This is a genomic window from Pseudomonas sp. E141, from assembly GCF_052659885.1.
The window spans coordinates 3,243,939-3,266,197 of the sequence record NZ_CP084024.1; the positions used below are offsets into that span (position 1 = coordinate 3,243,939).

The window sequence follows — 22,259 nt, forward strand, 5'->3', positions numbered from 1 at the left end:
CCAGCGAGAGCACCCACCCATGAGGAGTTCATTGACAGAAAGTGACCAATATATAATATGGTCACACATCAATCTCCACTTCAGGAATCTCCATGTCGCCACTCCACCCCGCTGCTCTGATACTGAGTGCCAGCTTGATGGCAGGCTGCGCCGTTGGTCCGGACTATCACCGTCCGGACACTGCGCTATCGGACCGTTTCCTCGGTCAGCCCTCTGTCGAACAGCGGCCCGCGACGATGCCGGCCAGTCTCGTAGCTTGGTGGGAAGGCTTTGATGACCCAGCGCTGACCGAATTCGTCGCCAAGGCACTTGAGCAGAACCTGGACCTGGCGCAGGCCTCGGCGCGCGTCGCGCAGGCGCGGGCCGGCCTGGGTGCGGCCAATGCTGCTTTGCTGCCCTCGGGCAATATCAGCGGCCAGGCCGCGCGAGCCTATCAGTCAGTCGAAACCCCACTCGGCCAGGTGCTGAATTCAACGCCTGGCTATGATCGGTATGGAAGCGCTTACGAACTCAACCTCGGGGCCAGCTGGGAGGTCGATTTGTTTGGCAGCCTGCGCCGGTCACGCGAGGCCGCCCTGGCCGAATACCAGGCGTCCGCAGCGGGCGCCACGGCCACCCGCCTGGCCGTCGCTGCGCAGACCGCCGACATCTACATCACTGTCCGCGGATTGCAGACCCGTTTGGGCATTGCGAACCAACAGGTCAAAACGCAACAGGAACTGCTGGAGAAGGTCCAACTGCTCTACAGCAAGGGCCTCGCCGCCAGCTATCAGGTTCGCCAGACCGAGGGCGCCTTGGCACAGGTCCAAGCGACAGTGCCGGTCCTGCAAATTGGCCTGGATGCTGCGATGAACGCACTGGACATCATGCTTGGCACGCCGCCCGGCACGCATCGCACACAACTGGCCAATGCGCGGAGCATTCCTCTGGCACCCCAGATAACCGCCATGGGAACGCCTGCCGATCTGCTGCGCCGCCGGCCCGATCTCATCGTGGCCGAGCGCCGTCTAGCGGCCTCCAATGCACGCATCGCAGAGGCCGTTGCTGAGTACTATCCAAAATTCTCCCTCAGCGCGCTGCTCGGTAGCGCCACCGCCGTATCCGCCGGCAACCTTTTTACCGGCGGCGCCAGCCAGTCGGCGGGTGTATTGGGACTGCGCTGGAGGCTCTTCGACTTTGGCCGTATCAACGCACAGATCGATCAAGCCAAGGGGCAGGAAGCCGAGGCCCTGGCCGCTTATCGCCAGTCCGCGCTGCGCGCCAGCGAGGATGTCGAGAACGCGTTCTCCTCGTTGGTCAATCGCGAAGCCCAGGCAACCACCCTCACCGCAGCAGAGACAGCTCTGACTCAGGCTCGTCAATCCTCGTTCATTGCCTATGAGAAAGGCACCGCCAGTCTCATCGACGTCCTGCAAGCCGACGAAACACTGCTGCGAACTTCCGATGCCCGAGCGCAAGCGCGAACCGAATCGGCACGAGCGGCGGTCGCCGCGTTCAGGGCACTGGGTGGTGGCTGGCAGCCTTCTCACGCCGAGCCTGTGGCAAGTCGATGACGTAACCAGGTGACGTGGCACCACCTGCGCGCCCTCCTCCTTCAGCTAAAACCAGCAGAGAACAGCAATATGAAAACGAACGATAACTCTTGGGTGCTCATCACGGGCGCGTCGAGCGGATTTGGCGAGGAGTTTGCCCGGCAGTACGCAGCACAAGGGAAATCGCTGGTCCTGGTAGCACGCCGCTTGGATAAACTTCAGGCGCTGTCGGCGCAGTTGCGCGAACGCTTCGGCGTTGAGGTGCTCGTCGAGCAAGTCGACCTGTCCTCGATTCCGGCGATCATCGAACTGTATCAGCGACTGAGCGAGCGCGGTGTCGTGATCGATGTGCTCATCAACAATGCCGGTCATGGCTTGCAAGGGCCCTTTCTGGATCAATCCGTAGAACAATCCCTGGCCATGATCGATTTGGACATCGCCAGCCTGACAGCCCTGACGCGCCTCTTCGCGACTGACATGCGGGCCCGAAAACGCGGACATATCCTGATGGTTGCCAGCCTGCTGGCCTTCCAGGGGGTAAAGAATTTCGCCGTTTACTCTGCCGCAAAGGCCTATGTGCTTCGCTTCTCTGACGCGCTTCATCGTGAACTCAAAACCGACGGCGTCGTCGTGACCGCACTTTGCCCCGGGATGTCGGACACCGGATTTGCACAAAGCGCCAGGCAAAAACTCACACCGGCCCTGAAAATGGTGATGATGCAGCCCCAGCCCGTTGTCGCTGCGGGAATCCGTGCGCTGCAAGCCGGACGCATGAGTGTCGTGCCAGGCTTTGGCAACAAAGCGATTACGGTCTTGACCTGGGCCACGCCTCGCCGGTTTCACCAAGGCATCATGGCGCACGTCATGGGCGTCTGAGTGGGCGATGTGAAGGCCTTCCCGAAGGGAAAGGAATGCCTACAAAAAGGCCGGAGGCAACCTGTGCCCCCGGCCTTTTCGTTATCGTAAAGCGGCAATCAATCAGAAGCGATAGCTGACAGAGGCACCGAGGCCGCTGGCACTGTTCTTATACGTGGAGCTGTAGGCGCCCCGGGTCGCTGAGGTGTGATTGACCTGCACGCTCTCTTCCCACAGATAAGAATAGGCAACGTCGATCGTGACATCGTCCACCGGCGTCCAGCCTGCACCGAAGCTGATCACCGTCCGGTCGCCCGTAGGAATACGTGGCCCGCGGTCGGTGTTGTTGGCGGGCGACTGGTCGACCGACAAGCCTGCGCGAAGCACCCACTGGTTGTTCAACCGGTACGCCGTACCGATGGCGTGGGCCCACGTGTCATGCCAGTTCTGCTCTTCGGCAACGGTGCCCAGCGAGCCACTGAGCAAAGGAGGCAAACCCGAGTTCTGGATGACCAACTCCTTGAAGCGACTCCAGCGTGTCCAGGTGCTCCCCGCATAAAGCGTCCAGTCATCGTTGAGCTGATGAGTCACCGAAAAGTCCACCGACTCCGGTGTATCCACATCCAGCGAAGCGTCATAGCTCTGGCCGCTGACGCCCAGCAAGCTGAAGACTCCACCAGTAACCTTAGTCTTGGCGTCCAAGTGGTAACTGACTTTGGAGTGGTACGTCAGACCTAAGCGGGTTCGGTCAGTAGCCTGCACCAGGATCCCCGCGTTGAAACCCAGGGCCGTGTCGTCGCCGGTGCTTTTGAGTTTTCCATCATTGCGCCCAGGGCTGAGTGGATTGGGCACCATCCCGGACAACTCACCGCTGATACGGTTGATGGTAGGACCGAACCCGATCGACACTTTGTCGTTAAAGGCATAGCTGATAGTGGGCTGGAACGTGAGGGTCGTGACCTCGCTTTTGTTGGCGTAATAACGCCCGGCGAAACCGCTGCCATAGTCGGTAATCAGGCCGAAAGGAACATAAAAACCAATACCGAACGCCCAGTGCTCATCAATGGGTTTGACGTAGTAACCCATCGGCACCGTGGTCGCTGGCACCATATCGCCGTCCTGCTGGCCACCGAAGGTGCTGCGAGTCTGGCTGATGTCGGACTTGGCGAAAAGCGTCGCCGCCCCCAGACTGACCTGCTCCCTCTTCAAGCGAGACATGCCCGCCGGATTGCCAAAAACGGTGCTCGCATCTTCAGCAGAAGACGAGCGACCGGCAAACCCGGATCCCATCCCACTGATGCTTTGCTCATTGAGCGCGAAACCGCTCGCCAGCACATGAGAAGTGGCGAGCGCAACAGCGAGACCTAGCGGGGTCTTGAGCCATATTTTTTTCATTATTAGAACTCTTACAGCAGTAGCTGAGGTGAATGAAGCGGGTGGTTGTGTTATGTGAAAATTGCCACGGTCTGACGCGCCCAAAGCACTCGTCGACCGCTTTCGTCCCAGATTTCCATATCTTGCAATGAGTAACCTTCCAGAGCCTGCTGGCTGAAAGAACTGATGAGAAACCATTCACCAGCACCGGCCGGCTGCGGTAGATCAATCATCCAGGACGCAGAGCTGATGGCGGCGGGCTCGGTGAAGCAGGTCATGGCGGCCGGCGGCAAACTGTCAGCGAGCGCAACCAAGGCGACGGCCGGGTCCACGCCCTGTGCATCCAGGTGGCGCACCCACATCAACAGTTCGGGATTTTCTGCGCCAGATACTGGCAATGAACCGCCCGCCGCGCGCATCTCGAAGTTATGGGCGCAAGCCGGTGCGACGTTGCTATCCAGAACCAGCGTGGGGTATTTGGATGGCCCCTCTACAAGCGGTCTTCCCCAGGAGTTGTGGGTGATTTTGCTCGCGCGCGGCTGAGCGAATAGCAGCGTAATGCGCAGTGCCAGGTCATCGCCCGACATACAGTCGACCGCTACCGAGGTGACTGACCGCCCTTGACGCAACACGCTGGTTTCGAATGTCTGGGCCTGTGTGACAGGACCAATGAACGACACCTGGGCTGACCTGAACGGCGGGAAATCTGTCGGACACTCACGCAAAACCGCTTGCAGCGACAGCGCCGCAGACAGGCCTCCAAAGACAGTGCGCCCCTGTAGCCAGTTGGGTGGTGCAATAAAAGGTGAGTCTGGATCGAATTGCTGCAGCATCTGGGCAAAGCTGGTCATATCAACGCTCCCCTGAACTGACCGGTCGTGATCCCCACCAAGCAGCACGCAGGCGTCGCCCTCTCCCAATCGAAACGGGTGGATGGAATCGGTGAAGACCTAAGCTGAAGGCGGCGCTGGATCATGGCGATCTCTTGAGAACAGATGCGCCATACTTATTCATGTGACCATTTGTGTCAACAGTCACAATCCAGACAAATAGATACCTTCATTCAGAAGGTAAAATCGCAGGGACCACGGGGATAGGTTGCAACGGCAATGCAACCCTCAGCCGAAGCTCAGGGCATGAGGCTACGCAGGATGAGATTGGAGGTGAGCGTCGGGGCATCCTCGATGCGATCGAGGTTGTACTGCAACAGCAAAGGATTGACGAAAGGCTGGAGCGCCAGATGTATCGCGTCTACCGTCTCGTCCAGTGGCGTCCTGCGCTCGAACTCACCGAGCTCTCGCCCCTCTCGTACGATCTGCAGAACAAAGTCTTTGATCCGGGCATTATAAACCTGCGAGCTTGGCCAACGCTCCGAGGCCGAGAACGCGGCGATGTCATAAAGCTTGCGGTCGTTGAAGAACAGGTCCGCGCCCGTGACCATCAGTGTTTTGACCATGCGTCTAAAGCGCTCCGTAGGTGAGAGGCCTTCCACGTTGATGGCCTGCTCCACGGCGGCAACGATTTGCGCCAGACAATTTTTGCAAATGGCTTCGCCGATTGCCTGCTTGGAATCAAAGAACTTGTAGATGTAAGCCTTGGAAAACCCGATGGCCTTGGCCAGGTCGGACACCGTGGTCTTGCCGTAACCGTATTGACTGAAATGCTCATTGGCCGCCGCGACAATCTGGTCTCGGATGTCATGGTCGACTGGGCCACGGACGCTGGGGGATATTGGCTGGTTCATGCGGTCAGCTTACTCACCTCAAAGGCGGTTGACAACTTGTGACCACATTGTAATTAAGTCACATATCTGGCGATTTGGCTGGATAGCCGTTTGCATGTCAGGAGCTGCCATCGGCGCAACTGCCCTGCTGTACCGGGCGTATCTGGGAGTCGCTTCCAATGCTTTTCCTCATCGCTGCGCAAGCTGACGTAGCACCGGGTGCTAACGTCAATTACGATAATCCGCACCGCCCGCCCCCCCCCAAAAAAAATAGTTGGAAGGTCAATCTGTGCATCTGAACCGTTGGAGTTACACCCTATTGGCCTGTCTGCTGCCGCAGTTGAGCTCGGCCAGCACACTGCACATAGACCCTCGAGCCGAGAGCCTTTACCAAAAAGCTGTCCCCTACCTACTACAAGCGAATTCCAAGCTCGAAGCAGTGACCGCTGATACTCCAGCTACAAGCGAAGAGGAGCGGCAGCGCTCCCTGACCTTAGCGGAAGAAGGAGGACTATTACTCAAGCCCGCGTTTGCTCTTCTTGAACAAGCAGCGGTCCTTGATCATCCCGTAGCTCAATATCGTCTCGGACTGATCTACGTGATGCTGTCTCCAAGCGAAGTGATCAAAGAGAAAGCTTGTCCCTTGTTTGAACGAAGCCTCGCCCAAGGCTTTGCTCCACCGGCACTTGAAATTGCCTACTGGTGCTTGGCATTCACCGATACGCCCGAGTACCAAAAAGCCTTGAAGGCCACAGAAACCAGCATGCCACTTTACGAAAAATATTTTCCTCAGCCTGTTGTCAGGCTTGAGTGCAGGCGTGAAGAACCTGTGGGCTTCGCCATGCAGTGGGGCGATGGTCGGGATTACCAGGCAGAAATCTACCGGCTACAAGGCGATAGCAATCGCGCACAGCGCTTGGAGTATTACCAGAAAGCTATCGATATCAATGACTGTTACAGGGCAAAAAAACGCATGGAATATCTTAAATAGTCTTTCGTACGCAACTGTGCCGGTTCGGTGTTCATCACTTAATCTGCGGATCATCAAGGGGAATATCGAGGATGAAGGTTGCGCCCTGTCCAGCCCCGTCGCTGTGCACGGTCAAGCTGCCCCCCATTTCCTGCGCGGCCAGCGCGCAGCTGTGCAGGCCGAAACCGTGACCGTCTTTGCGAGTAGTGAAGCCATGGGAAAAGAGCCGCGCCAGATGCTCTGGTGCAATCCCATTGCCGTTGTCGGTCACGGTGATACGCAATGCTGGCCCGTCAGCCAGGAAGGCGCTGAACGTGATGCACGGGCTGCGATCGATCACGCCGTTCATTGCTTGTTTGGCATTGCGGATCAGGTTCACCAGAATCAGCAGCATCCGGTGCCGGTCCAGCGGCAGCAAGGGCAAGTCGGCAATGTCCTTGACCACCGTCACCTCCTGGCGCGCCAGTGATCCAGCACTCATGCGCAAGGCATCATCGATCAACTCCGGGACCGGTACTGTCTCGACGATACTGACAGCAACGGCATAGGACTGCTGGGCAGCGACAATGGTTTTGATGTGGTCAATGCCCTTGGTGAGTTGTCCGAGCTCTTCGATGATGCCCTGTTGCTCTATCGCCACCACCTCCGCCAGCTTGAGCAGGTAGCCGGGCAGCATCTTTCCTTTGTGGTCTGTGGTGAGAAAATCGCTCAAGTCATGGACGTGTTCGTTCATCATCTGAGCCACCTTGCCCAGCCCCTGGGCTTTGGAGGTGCGCATCAGGCTGCTGACCAGTTCTGCCGATACGTTCACGCTGTTAAGGACGTTGCCGACGTTGTGCAGCACAGTCGTAGCGATTTCGGCCATGCCCGCCTGACGGGATTTTGCATGCAGTTCGGTTTGCACTTGGCTCATACGTAGCGCCGCGCGCACGCGAGCCATGAGCTCCAGCGGCGAGAAGGGTTTGGCGATATAGTCATCGGCGCCACTCTCCAGCCCGGAGACGCAGGCCTCGCTACCACCGCGGGCGGTCACCAGGATCACCGGTAAATGGGCAAAGCCGGCGCTGGCTTTGATTCTGGCTGTCAGGCCAAAGCCATCGAGTTTCGGCATCATTACATCCGAAACGACCACATCGATGGGTCGACGCTGCAGGAGTGCCCAGGCCTGCTCGCCATCAACTGCGGTGGCGACGATGTAATCGTTTTGCAAAAGTTCTCTGAGATAGCTGAGCATTTCCGGGCTGTCGTCGACCACCAGCACTCTGGATCGCAAGGCGTGTTCCGGGTGCTGCTCGTCGCCTGCGCCTTGCGTCGCGACTTGGTCGTTGCGACTGCCTTGGTGGCCGTCGTCGAAACGCAAGTGGCGCTGCTCAATAGTGCTTGTTGTGCTCGATGACGATCGCTCCTGCATATTGCTGGCTTCGCTCGGCACGGTGTTTTGCTCGGCCCCCAGCGGAAGTCGAACAAAGAAGCACGAACCCCGTCCAGGCTCGCTGTTCACGCCCACTTCGCCCCCCATCAGTTCGGCCAGATCCTTGACCAGGGCCAGACCGATGCCTGTGCCGCTGTAGTGGCGCGTGGCGGAGTTGTCGATCTGGGAAAAACGCTGGAACAGCAACGGCAGTTTGTCAGGCGCAATGCCGATCCCCGAGTCTTGCACCGCGAGTTCAAAACGCTCGCCATCAATCAGCGTCACTGCCAGGTGCACGGTGCCGCCAGCGGACGTGAACTTGATGGCATTGCTCACCAGGTTGAGAAGAATCTTCTCGAAGTGTCGGGGGTCCAGGAACACCGTGCCGAGCGCAGGATCGATGCTGCTGGTCAGGGTGCAGCCTTTGCCCTCGGCCACCATGGCGGCATCCTCGGCCAGCACACCCACCATCTTGTTCAAGTCAATTGGCGCCGGACACACCTCAAACTTGCCCGCTTCGGCTTTGGAGAAATCGAGAATGTCATTCACCCGGTTCATCAAGCGCAGTGCGTTGCGTTGGGCGCGGTCGATTTGCACATGCCAGTCCGCCGGCGGGATGGACGCCGCCGAGAGCTGCTCCAGGGGGGCGAGAATGAGGGTCAGGGGGGTGCGCAGTTCGTGGCTGACCGTGGCGACGAAATCGCTCTTTGCCTGGTTGGCCGTCTCGGCTTGATTGCGCGCCTGAATGAGCTCGACGGCCTGCGCCTCCAGCACCTCGGTCTGTTGATGCAGCGTGTCGGTCCGTTCGGCGACCATTCTCTCCAAGGAGGCCTGCACTTGCTGTCGTTCGGCCTCAGCCTCAGCCTCCAGCACCCGGATGCGCAGGGCATTCTCCTGGAACACCCGTACGGCGCGGGTCATGATTCCAATCTCGTCGCCGCGTGCGGCGCTGGCGATCTCGGCGTTCAGGTCGCCGGCCGCAAGCCTGCGCATGACCGAGGCCAGGGCCACGATGGGCTGTGCGATAAATCGCGACGTGCTCCAGGCGATGGCGCCGGCTAGCAGGATGGCGACGGTACCTGCAATTATCGTCGCAAGCATGCCGCGATCATTGTGGACCAAGGCGTCGGAGCGCGCCTCTCCAGCGAAGCGCGCAACCAACTGGCCGGCGCTGCGAGCCTCGTCGCGAACCTGATCGCGTGCATCGCTCAAAGCGTTGCTTGCCTGATGGAACCTGGCGAATGCCGCCCGGTAGCCGGCAATCTGATCGCTGACCGTCAGGGGCGTAGCCTTGGCTTGCGGCCCCACGGACGAAGGCAGAACGCGCGCGAGACGGGAAAGTTCATCAAGGATGTGGCCGACAGAGCTGGCGACCTCGGCTGACGGTGACAGGCGAAACGACAAGGTCTGCGCCTCCAGGGTGGCAACACGCTCGGCGAAACGCTTGGACAACGCGGCGGCATTGTGCAGCAAGCCGGTGGCTGCCTGAATGTCGCTTGCATCATGAGCAACGCGCCCATCCACCTCACTCAACATTGCCTCGAGGTGCTCGACCACATCCCCGACGACGGCGAGCTGCCGCAACGCCTCGCCTCCCCGCAACTTGGGCGCCTCGCCAAGGTGCTCTACCGTCACGCAGGTAGCAACGACCGCTGTTGCCAACTGGTCGAGGGGCTCTCTCTCCTGCGGCTCCCCCATCACCTCGCGCAATTGCTCGACCACCGGCGGGAGTGCCGCGCAGGCGCTGTGCGCCGCGGCCGCCCCGTCACCGGTCACCAGCATCTTGGCCACATTGGCGATGATGATCCGTTCGCCGTTGCGCAGGATATCCAGGATGCGATGGGCGCTTTCAATGTTGCTCACCTGCGCCTGGTGCTCAGCGGTGCGGGCGTCAAGCCCCTTCAGCCCATCGGCGATGCCCTGTTCGACCAGGATCGTCGCCTCTCGCATCCGGCCGTAGTGGGCTGTCATGTTCTCCGTTTCGCCATCCATGGTCAGGGTCGCCGCCCGCAAAGCGGCGATCGCCGCGGCGAGCCTGTCCAGACCGCCCTTGAGCGATTGCGCCTCTGCCACCGCAATGGCGGTAAGGCCGGCAATAGCGGTCGCCACCATGCCTTCGGCTTGGGAGAGGCTTTCCTGGTCGCGGGTGGCGATGAAGTTTTCCACCCGCTCGGTGGCCCCGTTGACCGAGGCCAGAATTTCTGCGGAATGGCTGGCCGAATCCACCGAACGAACCATGCCTCGCAGGCCATAGAGGTTCACTAGCGATACCGCCAGCATCAGAAACACCAGTGCGGCGACTGCCAGCCCGATCCTGACGGCAATGGGCCTGTCCGTGGTGGGTCTGAATGTCAGCACGGCGCCTCGCCTCCTCGCTCCCCGCCCACCACTACTGCTTCGTTACCTCCGGCAAAGGCGCCGGCGGCGCCGTATGGTGGACGGCCGCGTCGATCATCGCCGCAACGGAAGCCTGGCTGTAGAAAGGATTGGCGGCGCCGCCCACCGGCATAGTGGCGAGCCAAGCGTCCAGGTCCTTCGCATCGATGCGTACCAGCGGCACCTCGACGAACTTCGGCACTTGCTTGCCCGCCAGAATCTGCTGGGCCACCCAGAACCCCACCTGGGAAACGCTTGGGGAGGCGGAGACCGAGACGGTCTCGTAGCCATTGGCATCGCGCTCCTGCTTCCACAGGGCAAGTTCGTCCTGACGGTTCCCCATCACAATAATCGGCAAAGGGCGCCCCGCCGCCTTGAACGCCATGGCCGCGCCGTAGCCGTCGCCCCCCTGAGTCGCGACGGCATCAATGCTGGGCAGCGACGGCAGTGCCAGCGCCACCTCCTTGCGTGCGACGGACGCCGTCCAGTTCCCGTACACGGTCTTGGCGAACCTCAGGCCCGGGTAGTCGCTGGCGGCCTTGCGAATGCCGTCGCTGATGTTTTTATCGGTGGCATCGCCGGCAATGCCGCGGATCTCCAGCAGTGTTCCGTTCCCCTTGAGGCGCTCGGCAATATAATCCATTTCCACGCGGCCCATGGCGGACCAGTTGTAGTCCACGGTATAGACGCAGCCTTCGGAGACCAGACTGGCCATGACGACCACCACGATGCCAGCGTTGCATGCATCGCGAATCACCCCGTTGAGGGCCGTGTCGGACGCGGCCAGGATGACGATGGCGTTCACGCCTTTGACGATCATGTCCTGGATATGGGCCGCCTGTTCCGCTGCGGAGTTATTGGCGCTGACCACCGGAGCCTCGCGGACCAAGCCATCCTTTTGTGCTTGGGCCGCCACCTCCTGCCAGTTGCGCACCATCACTTTGCGGAAATCACTGCCCGCGTAGGAGTTGCTGAAGGCAATGCTATAGCTTGAGGTAGGGCCGCCGGCGATGCCGCCATCGGCAGCTTGGGCTGGATTGGCGACAACCATCGCCAGCCCGGTCACGCAGCCGGCGAGGCGCCATAAGATTTTGTGGAGTGGTTCAGTGTTCATGCGGCTCTCCATGTCCTTGGGATTTACCAAAAGTAATCCACCTGCATTTGCCGACAGTCTGGATCGACTGCTCGACCTGGTTGGAGAAGTCGGCCTTCAGATTGGAGATCGTCGACCCTGTGAATGAAGCGCCCAAACGCTCACGAACTGAGGAGATATTGCCCATTGATCAAGCTGCGCCCCTGGGCACCGGTTACCGGATTGCTCATTCGGTCATTCCAATCATAGAACCGGGCACGAAGAACCAGAGACATACAGACTCCTTTCCTTGGCGGCTGAAAACCGAAATCAGTACATTGCCTGCAGTGACACTGAGCATAGTCTCAAGGTGCCCACTTCGCTCGCGGCCATGAAGGATTTCAGCGAGACTCTGCTTGTCGTGATGGGCGGGAGTCGACCAACAGAGCAGATCCTAACCTTCCTCCTTGGACTCAAGCGCACGGTAGTGGTCAATCTTGACTTGCAGTGCAGCAACGGCCTTTTGCATGGCAGCAACTTCGGCCTGTACATCCTGTAAATGGCTCTCCAGCATCTGGCGGCGTTCGGCAATCGTTGAATCCCCAGCGCTGCGCAGCTTGGCGAATGTTTGCATTTTGCCGATGGTCATGTGAGTGGTGCGTAAACGCAGCAGAAACTCCAGCCACGCCATATCAGTCGGCGCATAAAGCCGTTGCCCGCCGGCCGTACGGGCGACCGGCGCCAACAGGCCGATGCGTTCGTAGTAGCGCAGGGTATAGGCCGTAAGGCCGGTGCGCTTGGCGACCTGGTCAATCGTCTGGTAGGCGTTCATAAGCACAATCCTTGGCCATCGGTGTTCGGTAATGCACCCGTCCCGCTCACTCGGGAGGTGCGGCAACAACTTTGATGCCTCGTTTGGCAAACACTTCCCGCGCTGCGCTGATGCCATTCAACGCGCTGGGAAAACCAGCATACACCGCCATCTGGATGATGATTTCAACGATCTCCTCAGGTTTGCAACCCACATTCAGCGCCCCCTCTATATGCACCTTGAGTTGAGGTTGCGCGTTCCCTAATGCGGTGAGGGCCGCGATGGTTGCCAACTCACGTGTGCACAGAGCAACACCAGGCCTGGAAAACACATCACCATAGGCGAAATCGACTATCCATTCACCCAGCTCGGGCGAGATATCGCTAAGCGACTTGACCACGTTGTTGCCGGTGGTCCCGGTGATTCTTTCCAGGGTCTCGACCCCTTTCACTCGTCGACTATCCGGTTCAGTTGCCGACGCCGGAATTGCGATTGCTGAAAGCACGAGCCCGGTTACAGCGCTCAGTTTTTTTAATGTCATGACCTGTCTCCTTGTTTAAGCCGCGCAACGGACCTGGCCGTTTTGGCGGTGCAACAAGGAGGCTATTGGTTAGAGTGCGCTCTAAGTCAAGCGCCAGTTGCTTTCAGCTAAAAGGGCCCGCAGCTAAAGGGAGCCCCCCTCACATCATCGTCACACCACCGCAGTTGCAATCGTTCTGGAACGCCAGGCAAAAGCCAACACCATCAGCAGCCCCAGACCCGCCATTGCCGCTCCAGCCAGGGAAATCGCCGGATAACCCAGCCCGGTATTGATCACCGCTCCGCCCAGCGCCGCACCCATCGCGTTACCCAAGTTGAAGGCGCCGATGTTCACCGCCGAGGCCAGATTGGGTGCGTCCTTGGCGGCTTCCATGACGCGCATCTGTAGCGGCGGCACCAGGGCGAAGCTGGCGATCCCCCATATCAGGATGGCAACGGCGGCCGGCAGCGGCCAACGCATCAGTACGGTGAATGCCAACAAGACCAGAATCAGCGCGCTCAGCGAAACGATCAGGGTGCGATCTATCGAGCGGTCGGCGGCCTTGCCGCCCCACATGTTGCCCAGCGTCAACCCCACACCGAACAGCATCAGCATGGCGGTGATGTAGGCGGTTGATGCATGGGTTTCGCTGCTGAGGATCGGCGCGATGTAGGTGAAGACGGTAAACATTGCACCCGAGCCGACTACGGTCAGGGCCAACGCCCCCAGCACCGGTCCACGGCCCAGCACCCGAATTTCGGCCAGTACACCGACGCTTTGTGGCGCCTGCAGGTTCGGTAGCGCGAACCACAACGCGGCCATGGTTACCACGCCGAGTCCGGTAATACCCCAGAATGCGGTGCGCCAGCCGAACAGTTCTCCAAACCAGGCGGCCAGCGGCACACCGCCGATGGTGGCCAGGGTCAGGCCCAAGAACATGGCCGCAACCGCCCCGGCGCGTTTCTCCGGGGCGACCACGCTAGCGGCGACGATGGAGCCGACGCCAAAGAATGCACCGTGGTTCAGTGAGGTCACCACTCTGGCGACCATGAGGCTGTAGTAATCGGTAGCCAGGGCTGACATCAGATTACCCAGGGTAAAAATCGCCATGAGTCCGATCAGCAAATAGCGCCGGGGAATCCTGCCGGTGGTCAGGGTCATCAGCGGCGCGCCGAGCAGTACGCCCAAGGCGTAGGCACTGACCAACAAACCTGCGGCGGGAATGGATACGCCGAGATCCGCAGCGATGCCCGGCAACATGCCCATGGGGGCGAACTCGGTAACGCCGATGCCAAAGGCACCAATGGCGAGTGCGACAAGCGGTGGATTGATACGCATGGAAGGCTCCTTATCTATGCCGCCAATGCTACGATCCAACTTTTTCAGGCGGTAGATAGCATTTCTGGCAATCACCTTTGCGTACGGAGCACAAATGGACTTCAACGGCAGATCAGGTGAAATGAGCGTGTTCGCCACCGTGGCGCAGGAAGGCAGCCTGTCAGCCGCCGCGCGTGCATTGGGGCTGACCCCCTCGGCGGTCAGTCGGATCATCGCGCGTACTGAACAACGTCTTGGCACTCGCCTGTTGTTGCGCACCACCCGAGCGATCACCTTCACCGCCGAGGGCGAGGCTTACCTGCGCGGCGCCCGCCGTATCCTGGCCGACATGGCCGAGGTCGAAGAAGCCATCGCCGACCAGGGCGTGCCCCGGGGCCGTTTGCGGGTCAGTGCCGCCCTCGGCCATGGGCGCCAGACCATCGTTCCCTTGGTGGCAGCATTCAGCGCCCGCTACCCGAACATCGTCGTCGACCTCACCCTCGGCGACGAAGTGGTCGACATCCTCGGCGGCCAGGCCGACGTGGCGGTACGCTTTGGCCATCTGCCCGACAGCCCGCTGACCGCACGAAGGATCGGCGACACCGGCCAGGTCGTGGTGGCATCGCCCGAGTATCTGCAGCGCCACGGCATCCCCCAGGAACCGGAAGATCTGCTACGGCACAACTGTCTGCGCTTCAACTTCCGGCGTGCCGAACCCAACTGGCCGTTCATCCGCGAGGGAAATGAGTTTTCCCTGAAGGTTAGCGGCAACATCGAATGCAGCAGTGGTGAAGCGCTGGCACAACTCGCACGGGTAGGCGCTGGCATCGCGCGTATCGGCGATTTCACCGTAGCCGAGGACCTGCGGCGCGGCGATCTGGTACCGCTGCTGGAAGCCTGGAACCCCGGAGACCGGGAGCCGATTCATGCGGTGTTCGTAGGTGGTTCGGCAATGCCGGCGCGGGTGCGGTTATTCGTGGACTTCTTGCTGGAACATCACCGGATGTAAACGGGTAACGTCACCTGCCCCTTCCGGATGCTCGTAATGCTGTGGGAGTTTTGCCTGACTGGAACAATCGGGAGCTATAGCCGAGATTGGCCGGTGGCGATTGGCGAGAGGCGGCTTTCGGCTGATTGTGTTGAAAAAGTCGGTTCCCCCAAACTGCTCGAAAATTGATGGGTGGAAACACCTCTTTTGCGCGCTGCTACGTGAAATCTGAGCTAGAAAGCCAATGCCGAAAGTTAGAATTTCAATCTACGACGCGTACTTTTCTGCCCTGGAAACCGAAGCCGGCTTTTTCAACAGAATCGGCTAGAAGCGGACGATAGTCAGCTCAAACGTCTAGATCTAAACATCTAGGGCCTTTCATAGAAGACTTCAAACCCGGCACCTAGTCCCAGTTCAAGCCCCTCAAGGCGCCGGCAGCATCCATGCCGACGGCATTGTTGGAAGCATCATGTTCGTCAGTCCTAAAAGCTCCCCCCCTCAATATGGTAGACCTTCGGTTCTTCCGAAAAATATTCCTCCAGGCCCATCATGAACAGCCGATGGTCTTCACTCGCCTCGAAGCCCGGCGTGTGATCCTCAAGTGAAGCCCAGCGCACGATCAGGTTGAATTGCTGGGGGGTTTCAATCCCTTGCGCTAGCAAGTGGCCGCCGTAACCCTTTGCGCGGGTGAGCAAAGGGGCGACCTCGGCAAATGCGTGTCTGAACGCTTCAATGCGTTCTTTGTGAACAGGGAGCAGAGCGATTTCATAAATCATGGCATTCCTCCAACAAGCTCAGTTGATTAAAAGTACGCACTCACGAGATGAGCGATGGCTCGACTGCAATCGCGATTTTTCCCTGAAGGCCGTTGTTGGGGCTCTCCAGTCGAGCGTGGGCAAGTCCAATGTCGGCCAGCGAATAGACCGCGCCAACGTGCGGGCGCAGTTGACCGCGCTCTACCAATGCGCTCAGCTCATCAAGTTTGCCGCGGTTTTGTCGGGTAAAAACGAAGTGATAACTCGCGTTCTTGCCCCACGCCTGAACAAGGTTTTGCGGCTGGGCAATGTCCACAATCGAGACTAGGCGGCCGAGTTGGGCGAGCACGTCGGGGCTACGCGTCAGTGTGTTGCCGCCGATGGTGTCGAACACCACATCCACGCCGTGACCACCGGTTTCGCGCATGATGGCGTCGACGTAATCCTCCTTTTCGTAGTCGATGAGCACATCGGCACCCGTGCTGCGTGCGAACTCAAAGTTTGCTTCGCGCACGGTCGTGAAGACCCGCGCTCCAATGGCTTTTGCCACCTGGATCGCGACATGCCCTACGCCTCCCGCGCCGCCGTGTATCAGAATGCTCTCCCCCACTCTGAGCGCCGCTCGCACGGTCAGTGCTTCCCATACCGTCCCGCCAACCAGGGTCAGACTTGCTGCCTCAAGGTGGCTCAGTGATTGCGGCTTACGCCCGATGATGCCTTCGGCCGCAACGTGGTACTCGGCATAACTGCCTGGGCCGTCGAAAATTTGCGGGGTGTACCAGACTTCGTCTCCTGGAGCGAAGCTGGTCACACCCGGCCCGACTTCTTCGACAACGCCCGATACGTCGTGTCCGGTAATGGCCGGCAGTGGCACCAGGTCGGCATAGTCGCCACGTCGAACCTGATAATCCAACGGGTTGATCGAGGTTGCGTGTACCCGGACCAGGACCTGTCCCGCGCCCGGCACGGGCTTGGGCACGTCGCGGAGCTCGAACGACTCAGGACCGCCAAATGACTTCAGTATCATCGCTTTCATGGTAAATCCTCGCATCTATAAAATTGAATATCGAGATATCTCGATATGTTAAGGTAAAAAAATTACAAATCTTTCCCTATGACCTCGGCAAGCGCGCTGATGGTTGCTTCATTGCGCTTGTAGTAGGTCCACTGACCGATACGCCTGACTTCAACCAGGCCCACTCGTTGCAACGTGGCAAGATAACCGGAGACCGTTGACTGCGACAGTCCGATACCCTCTTGAATACTACTGACGCAGACGCCGACCGTGAGAACGTCACCCTCATCCTGCGGAGGGAAGTTCTTTACGGGATCCTTCAAACCTTTCAGGATTTGAAGACGCGTAGGGTTCGAGAGGGCTTTGAATATTTCGATCAGTTCCATGCACTCAGGATATCGAGATTTACCGATATGTCAATACGAAAGGTTAGAATAATTTTGGGGTTCGGATTGCCAGCGGTTTCACAGGTTGGAGCGGGTGCCTGCTTCTAGCCGAAAGCAGCCTGTGGCCATGAGTGAAGGCTTTTCTGAAAAAAACCACGATAACGGGCCAAGCAGGTCAAAAGCGTCAAGGGCGAATTCACCGCCCTCTTTGACGCTACCCCATGACTGGTTCTGGTGCGATCGCAGCAACGACGACAGAGGCCGCGAATGCAGCCTCTCGGAGCGTCTGGTGAAATCGCCTTTAGCGTGTTCGCACAGCTTGCAACGGCGCCCTCTTTATCGTGGGCAAACTCAGAAATCAACGGTGGCCGACACTTTGAGCGTGCGCGGCGCACCTTGAGTCAGGTAGCCACCGTTGGCAGAGGCCCAGTAGTTCTCGTCGGCGACGTTCTCCAGCATCGCGTTGAAGGTCAGTGCGCGGCCCTCCAGTTGCGTCCGATAGCGCGCGCCGAGGTCGACACGGGTCCAGGCAGGGATGCTGTATTCGTTGGCGCTGTCGACGAACTGACCGCCGGTGCGCAGCAGCAGGCCGTTCAGGCTCAACCCGGACAAGCCGGGCACATCCCAGTCGGCGCCCAGATTGAATTGGAACTGCGGCACACCCACCGCCTGGTTGCCATCGTCGCGGCCGCCGGCTGTGCCGCGCAGCTCGGCTTTGGTCCAGGTGGCGCCGCTCAGCAGGCGCAGGCCGTCCAGCGGCTCGCCGAACAGACTCAGCTCCACGCCGCGATTACGCTGCTCGGCATCCACCCGGTAATAGCCGTCGCCGCCGAGCACGCCCTGCGGCTGTTCGATGCGGAACAGGCTGAGACTGCCGCCGAAGGTGCCCCAGTCAAGCTTGGCGCCCATCTCGATCTGCTTGGAGCGATAGGGCGCGAACATCTCGCCGCTGTTGAGCGCGGCGCCCGGCGCGGTCGGCCCCTGCTGCAGGGACTCGACGCGGTTGGCATAGAGCGACAGGAACTCGGTGGGCTTGATCACAAGGCCATAGGCCGGCGTGGTGATGCTTTCCTGATAGTTTGAGGTGCGGGCACCGCTGGCCGCGCTCCAGGCATCGGAGCTGATGGATTGGCGACGTACGCCCAGGGTCAGCAGCACCCGGTCGTCGAGCAAGCCCAGGGTGTCGGACACCGCCAGGCTGCGGTTCTGCACCTTGGCGGTGGTGTCCGGGTCGTGAATATCGCCGGAGATGCTGGTGGCCGGCGGCTCGGCGATGGGCTGGCCCTCATACAGATTGCCGAAGCCGCGACTGCCCGCCGCGGTGGACTCGAACGCGTTGCGCTTCTCCTGCCAGATGCCGTTGCCGGCCAGGTTGATGCGGTGACTGACCGGCCCGGTGGTGAGTTCGCCGCGCAGCCCCGTGACGGCGCTCAGGGTCTCCTGGTCCAGCGGCGAATAGAGGCGACCGATACGTGCGTCGCCGTTCGCGCCGTAGACATAGTTGGAGGCGTAGATACCGTTCTCCCGCGTGTATTTGCCGCCTGCACTTAGGTATGCCGTCCAAGTGGGCGACAGGTCGTACTCGGCGCTGAACATGCCATAGGTGTCTTCGAGTTGCGACCAGCTCCAGGGTTGCGCGTAGTTGTGGTCGGAGTCGGGTGCCGACGGCGTCTTGCCGTTGAGAGTGCTGGTAGGCCCCGTCGTGGTCAGATAGACCACCGAGCGCCCCTCGTTGACCCGTTGCTTCTGGTAACCGAGATCCGCAGACAGTCGCAGACGGTCGCCGCGGTAGTCCAGGCCGAGGGTGGCGAGACTGAAGCGCGAGTGCTCCTCGTCCACCGCTGTCTCGCCCTCGCGCTGGGCCAGGTTCACCCGTACGCCGAAGCGGTTTTCCTCGCCAAAGCGCTGGCCCAGGTCGAGGTGCCCACCCACTCGGTTGTCGCTGGCATAGTCCAAGGTGGCGCGGCGCGTGGGGCTGTCCTCGGCACGCTTGGAGACCACGTTGATCGCCCCGCCGACACCGCTGCCCGACGGCGACACGCCATTCACAAAGGCGTTAGCCCCCTTGAACACCTCGACCCGCTCGACCGACTCGGTGGAGATGATCTGTCGCGGCAGAATACCGTACAGCCCGTTGAAGGCAATATCGTCGCTGAACAGCTGGAACCCGCGCACAACGAACACCTGGGAGAAGTTACCGAAGCCGAACGACTGACGCACGCCCGGATCGCTGGCCAGCACCTCGGCCAGGGTCTGCGCCTGGCGCGTCTCAATCAGCTCGGAGGTGTAACTGGAGAAGGCGAAAGGCACATCTTGCATGTCTTGGTTGCCCAGCACGCCGATGCGGGCACCCCGCGCCGTCTGCCCACCGGCGTACTCCGCCGGCAGATCGACACGGCCGTCGGCGATCCCGCTGATGGTGGTGGAGCCCAGCTCCAACACACCTTGCTCGGGCAGCGGCACCAGAGTGATGGTGCCGTCGTCGCCAGTCTGGAAGCTCAGGCCACTGCCCTCCAACAACCGCTGCAGGCCGTCGACCACCGAATAGTCGCCCTTGAGCGCCTGCGCCACACCACTGCCACGGGTCAGGCCGGCCTCATAGAGCAGACGCACGTCGGCCTGCTCGGCGAAATCGATGAGCGCCGCGTCGAGTCGCTGGGCGGGCACGTCGAGCTGTACGGCTTGCGCCTGTGCGGCAGCCATGGCCAGGGGGAGTACGGCTAGCGCCGCGAGGAAGGGGGTCGACCGCATGCTGATGTCCTTGGCTATCAATGCGAAGAAGTCGCATTTGCAGGAACAGAAGACGAAGGGGCCGATGATTTCTGAACCATCGCCGCCTAAATATTTTCTGTTTTCTTGAAGGCCCAGGCGCGGCGCGAGTCTCAGCGGCGTGACGCGACCAGAATCAACCCCGGCAAGCGCACCAGACGCACAGGCAAGGTGGTTTCAACAGCACTTAACACCGCCTGTGGATCGTCGAGGGCGAACACACCGGTCACCTGTACCCTGCGAGCGGCTTCGTCAACAAACAGCACGCGCGCAGACTGGCTGCGCTCAAGTTCGGCGAACACTTGCTCCAGTGGCCTGTCACGGAATATCAGCTTGCCGCGCTGCCAGCCCAAGCGCTGGCGCGCATCCAATGCCTGCGGCACCTGCAACTCCCCACCGCGCCACTGCACCTGTTGCCCGCCGACCACCGGCAGCGGCTCGCGCCCCTCGCTGGAGGCCAACACTCGGCCCTCGCTGACCGCGAGGTCGACACCGCCCTCCTCCAGACGCACATCAAAGCGCGTGCCGGTGACGCGTATGCGCGCTTCGCCGGCAGTGACAGTGAACGGCCGAGCCGGGTCAGGGGCTACCTGGAAATCCGCCTCGCCGCGGTACAGCCTGACCTCGCGGCGACCGTCGACAAACTGCCAGTCCAGCGCCGAATCACCGTTGAGGGTCAACAACGAACCATCTGCCAGACGCAACTCGCGCACCTCCCCCGGCTGGGTGCTGATATCGGCATACAGGCCAATCCAGGTGCCGCGCGGTAGCCACAGGGCGAGCAACAGCATCGCGGCGCAGGCCAGCGGAGTCGCCCAACGTCGATGGCGACGCATCACGCGCACCTGAGGCTGCTCGGCCGGACGTTCTATCTGGCCGAGCAAAGACCACAGCCCTTCCACCTCACGAAATGCTTGCTCGTGCTCGGGCGCCGCCTGGCGCCAGGCATGCGCGGCCTCGCGATCGGCAGCGGTGGCGCGACCAGAATGCAGCAACACCTGCCATTGCCGGGCCTGATCGAGAAGCGAAGGATGAGTCACGGCTGCGGGTCCATCTGCTGCTGGCAGTGTTCGAGGGCCTTCAAAATATAACGTCCGGCCATGCTTTCCGAGACACCCAGGCGCTCGCCGATCTCACGCTGGGTCAGCCCGTCCAGGCGATTCCACAACAACGCCTGACGCAGATGCGGTGGCAAATCCTGGACTACGCGCTGCAATAGCTCCAGGCGCTGGGCGTCGCTTGCCGCTCGCTCCGGACCAGGCTGGGCACTGACCAATTCGACGGATATCTCCTCTTCGACAGGGCGCGATTTTTGCTGACGGCGGTAGTCAATGATCAGGTTGCGCGCGATGCGATAGAGGAAAGCACGAAGATTGCCGATCTCCTTCCCGGACTCGCGCCGGCGAAAGCGCAACCAAGTCTCCTGGCGCAGGTCGGCTGCCAGTTCTGCGCACTTCACCTGCCGCGTGAGGAAGCGCAGCAGCTCGCTCGAATGGCTCTCGAACTCGCCGTCAGCGGAATGAGGATCAGGTGGCCAGGACACGCAAGCGACTCAAGCGAGGAAGAACCGCGAGATTATCTCAAATGATAATGACTTTCAATTAATGAGGCGTTTGCGACATTTCGTTGGTTATGACCAACAGTGGAACAATCAGGGGCAACCAATCGGGAGACTACGATAGGGATCGTTATTGAGAGACCACACTCTAGGCCAGAAGCGATGGTCGCTGGGGCAGTAGCCACTAAATCATGTGACGTACTGAGACCCTCATGACTAGCCGGTATTCCTTTTTTTTATCAGAACTGCAGAGCGACTATTGATGGGTGTCCGCCTCCTCAGCCGGATAAAACTCGCCTTCCTTCCCCATCTTTTTCAGCCGTTCGCGCGCAATCAGCTCAACGCTGGCCACTGCGGCCTGATCGTCAGGGTTGACCAACTGCAAGCACAGGCGTCGGACATTCTGATCGTGAGTGCCTTCGCTGAGCATTTCGTGAGTGAAGACTTGGGCGCCACGCCACAGGCATAGCTGGGTATGAGTCCCGCCGAGCCATATCTCATTGAATGATCCAAGGTCAGTGGTAGCCAGTTGATCCACGGTGATTGTCTTATCCATTGCGCTGTACCTTACCAATGAGTAGATACAGGTAGACTTACAAGCACAGGGGGTCGTTCCCCAGCAGAATCGAGACAAGGGGATGCGCTGGTTCGTCTGGACAATTGCGCCCCGCGCGCTCACCACGGTTCGATCTGCATCAGCTAGCGGCGAGCCGCCGATAGATCGCGCACGTGCCCCAAGACAGCATCACTGCTGGGATCGAAAGCAAAATGCAATACAAAATGCCAACTGCCAGTAGCGGCCCCGCTCCAGATGTCATCATCACACA

Annotated in this window: 19 protein-coding genes and 2 pseudogenes; 4 read left to right on the top strand and 17 right to left on the bottom strand. The window is 60.2% G+C overall.

Features of this window, described 5'->3' with window-relative positions:
• Window positions 1–92: 92 nt before the first annotated feature.
• Both GKKCFE_RS14315 and GKKCFE_RS14320 read left to right on the top strand, forming a co-directional pair.
• Window positions 93–1,553, top strand: a complete 1,461-nt coding sequence (locus tag GKKCFE_RS14315; RefSeq protein WP_445576687.1) for an efflux transporter outer membrane subunit — start codon at window positions 93–95, stop codon at window positions 1,551–1,553.
• 69 nt (window positions 1,554–1,622) lie between these two features.
• Window positions 1,623–2,408 carry an SDR family NAD(P)-dependent oxidoreductase gene (locus tag GKKCFE_RS14320; protein WP_047230133.1) on the top strand — a complete coding sequence of 262 codons (786 nt, stop codon included), beginning with the start codon at window positions 1,623–1,625 and terminating at the stop codon, window positions 2,406–2,408.
• 102 nt (window positions 2,409–2,510) lie between these two features.
• Here GKKCFE_RS14320 and GKKCFE_RS14325 read toward each other — a convergent pair whose 3' ends face one another.
• The 3 genes from GKKCFE_RS14325 to GKKCFE_RS14335 all read right to left on the bottom strand — a co-directional run bounded on the left by GKKCFE_RS14325 (window position 2,511) and on the right by GKKCFE_RS14335 (window position 5,505).
• Window positions 2,511–3,782, bottom strand: a complete 1,272-nt coding sequence (locus tag GKKCFE_RS14325; protein WP_445576688.1) for an OmpP1/FadL family transporter — start codon at window positions 3,780–3,782, stop codon at window positions 2,511–2,513.
• A gap of 50 nt (window positions 3,783–3,832) precedes the next feature.
• Window positions 3,833–4,612: a thioesterase family protein gene (locus tag GKKCFE_RS14330; protein WP_445576689.1), complete on the bottom strand. Its 780-nt coding sequence runs from the start codon at window positions 4,610–4,612 to the stop codon at window positions 3,833–3,835.
• A gap of 278 nt (window positions 4,613–4,890) precedes the next feature.
• On the bottom strand, window positions 4,891–5,505 hold the full coding sequence (locus tag GKKCFE_RS14335; RefSeq protein WP_047230136.1) for a TetR/AcrR family transcriptional regulator: 615 nt from the start codon (window positions 5,503–5,505) through the stop codon (window positions 4,891–4,893).
• 268 nt (window positions 5,506–5,773) lie between these two features.
• Between GKKCFE_RS14335 and GKKCFE_RS14340 the strand changes: the two genes are divergently transcribed.
• A complete protein-coding gene (locus GKKCFE_RS14340; RefSeq protein WP_139049737.1) occupies window positions 5,774–6,475 on the top strand; it encodes a hypothetical protein in 702 nt (233 codons plus the stop codon).
• A 34-nt stretch (window positions 6,476–6,509) separates the two neighbouring features.
• Here the strand turns inward: GKKCFE_RS14340 and GKKCFE_RS14345 are convergent, their stop codons facing one another.
• The 7 genes and pseudogenes from GKKCFE_RS14345 to GKKCFE_RS14375 all read right to left on the bottom strand — a co-directional run bounded on the left by GKKCFE_RS14345 (window position 6,510) and on the right by GKKCFE_RS14375 (window position 13,982).
• Window positions 6,510–7,394 (bottom strand): sensor histidine kinase, encoded by an 885-nt coding sequence (locus GKKCFE_RS14345; protein WP_445578043.1) that lies wholly within the window; start codon window positions 7,392–7,394, stop codon window positions 6,510–6,512.
• Window positions 7,368–7,973: pseudogene (locus tag GKKCFE_RS14350) on the bottom strand (ATP-binding response regulator); the annotation flags it as partial. The gene GKKCFE_RS14345 and the pseudogene GKKCFE_RS14350, both read right to left, overlap by 27 nt.
• Window positions 7,965–10,145: pseudogene (locus GKKCFE_RS14355) on the bottom strand (ATP-binding protein); the annotation flags it as partial. The pseudogenes GKKCFE_RS14355 and GKKCFE_RS14350, both read right to left, overlap by 9 nt.
• A 109-nt stretch (window positions 10,146–10,254) precedes the next feature.
• Window positions 10,255–11,355 carry an ABC transporter substrate-binding protein gene (locus GKKCFE_RS14360; RefSeq protein WP_445576690.1) on the bottom strand — a complete coding sequence of 367 codons (1,101 nt, stop codon included), beginning with the start codon at window positions 11,353–11,355 and terminating at the stop codon, window positions 10,255–10,257.
• Between the two features lie 412 nt (window positions 11,356–11,767).
• Entirely contained in the window at window positions 11,768–12,145 is a 378-nt protein-coding gene (locus GKKCFE_RS14365; protein WP_445576691.1) for a MerR family transcriptional regulator, read from the bottom strand.
• 46 nt (window positions 12,146–12,191) lie between these two features.
• Window positions 12,192–12,665, bottom strand: a complete 474-nt coding sequence (locus GKKCFE_RS14370) for a carboxymuconolactone decarboxylase family protein (RefSeq protein WP_445576692.1) — start codon at window positions 12,663–12,665, stop codon at window positions 12,192–12,194.
• 150 nt (window positions 12,666–12,815) lie between these two features.
• Complete coding sequence (locus tag GKKCFE_RS14375; RefSeq protein WP_445576693.1) at window positions 12,816–13,982, bottom strand: MFS transporter; 1,167 nt, start codon at window positions 13,980–13,982, stop codon at window positions 12,816–12,818.
• Window positions 13,983–14,076: 94 nt separating this feature from the next.
• On the opposite strand from GKKCFE_RS14375, the gene GKKCFE_RS14380 reads away from it, so the two are divergent.
• On the top strand, window positions 14,077–14,970 hold the full coding sequence (locus GKKCFE_RS14380) for a LysR family transcriptional regulator (protein WP_445576694.1): 894 nt from the start codon (window positions 14,077–14,079) through the stop codon (window positions 14,968–14,970).
• A gap of 461 nt (window positions 14,971–15,431) precedes the next feature.
• Here GKKCFE_RS14380 and GKKCFE_RS14385 read toward each other — a convergent pair whose 3' ends face one another.
• From GKKCFE_RS14385 to GKKCFE_RS14415, 7 genes are all read right to left on the bottom strand, one after another.
• Window positions 15,432–15,725 carry an antibiotic biosynthesis monooxygenase family protein gene (locus GKKCFE_RS14385; RefSeq protein ID WP_139049732.1) on the bottom strand — a complete coding sequence of 98 codons (294 nt, stop codon included), beginning with the start codon at window positions 15,723–15,725 and terminating at the stop codon, window positions 15,432–15,434.
• A 40-nt stretch (window positions 15,726–15,765) separates the two neighbouring features.
• Complete coding sequence (locus GKKCFE_RS14390; protein WP_445576695.1) at window positions 15,766–16,740, bottom strand: zinc-dependent alcohol dehydrogenase family protein; 975 nt, start codon at window positions 16,738–16,740, stop codon at window positions 15,766–15,768.
• A gap of 62 nt (window positions 16,741–16,802) precedes the next feature.
• A complete protein-coding gene (locus tag GKKCFE_RS14395; RefSeq protein ID WP_047230144.1) occupies window positions 16,803–17,105 on the bottom strand; it encodes an ArsR/SmtB family transcription factor in 303 nt (100 codons plus the stop codon).
• A gap of 351 nt (window positions 17,106–17,456) precedes the next feature.
• Window positions 17,457–19,856 (bottom strand): TonB-dependent receptor, encoded by a 2,400-nt coding sequence (locus GKKCFE_RS14400; protein WP_188251096.1) that lies wholly within the window; start codon window positions 19,854–19,856, stop codon window positions 17,457–17,459.
• Window positions 19,857–19,987: 131 nt separating this feature from the next.
• Window positions 19,988–20,914: a FecR family protein gene (locus tag GKKCFE_RS14405; protein ID WP_310662869.1), complete on the bottom strand. Its 927-nt coding sequence runs from the start codon at window positions 20,912–20,914 to the stop codon at window positions 19,988–19,990.
• Window positions 20,911–21,417, bottom strand: a complete 507-nt coding sequence (locus tag GKKCFE_RS14410; RefSeq protein WP_076384100.1) for an RNA polymerase sigma factor — start codon at window positions 21,415–21,417, stop codon at window positions 20,911–20,913. Before GKKCFE_RS14410 ends, GKKCFE_RS14405 begins: the two co-directional genes overlap by 4 nt.
• Window positions 21,418–21,688: 271 nt before the next feature.
• The gene (locus GKKCFE_RS14415; RefSeq protein WP_188251093.1) at window positions 21,689–21,988 is read right to left on the bottom strand and encodes a hypothetical protein; all 300 of its coding nucleotides are present in this window, start codon (window positions 21,986–21,988) and stop codon (window positions 21,689–21,691) included.
• Window positions 21,989–22,259 lie beyond the last annotated feature (271 nt).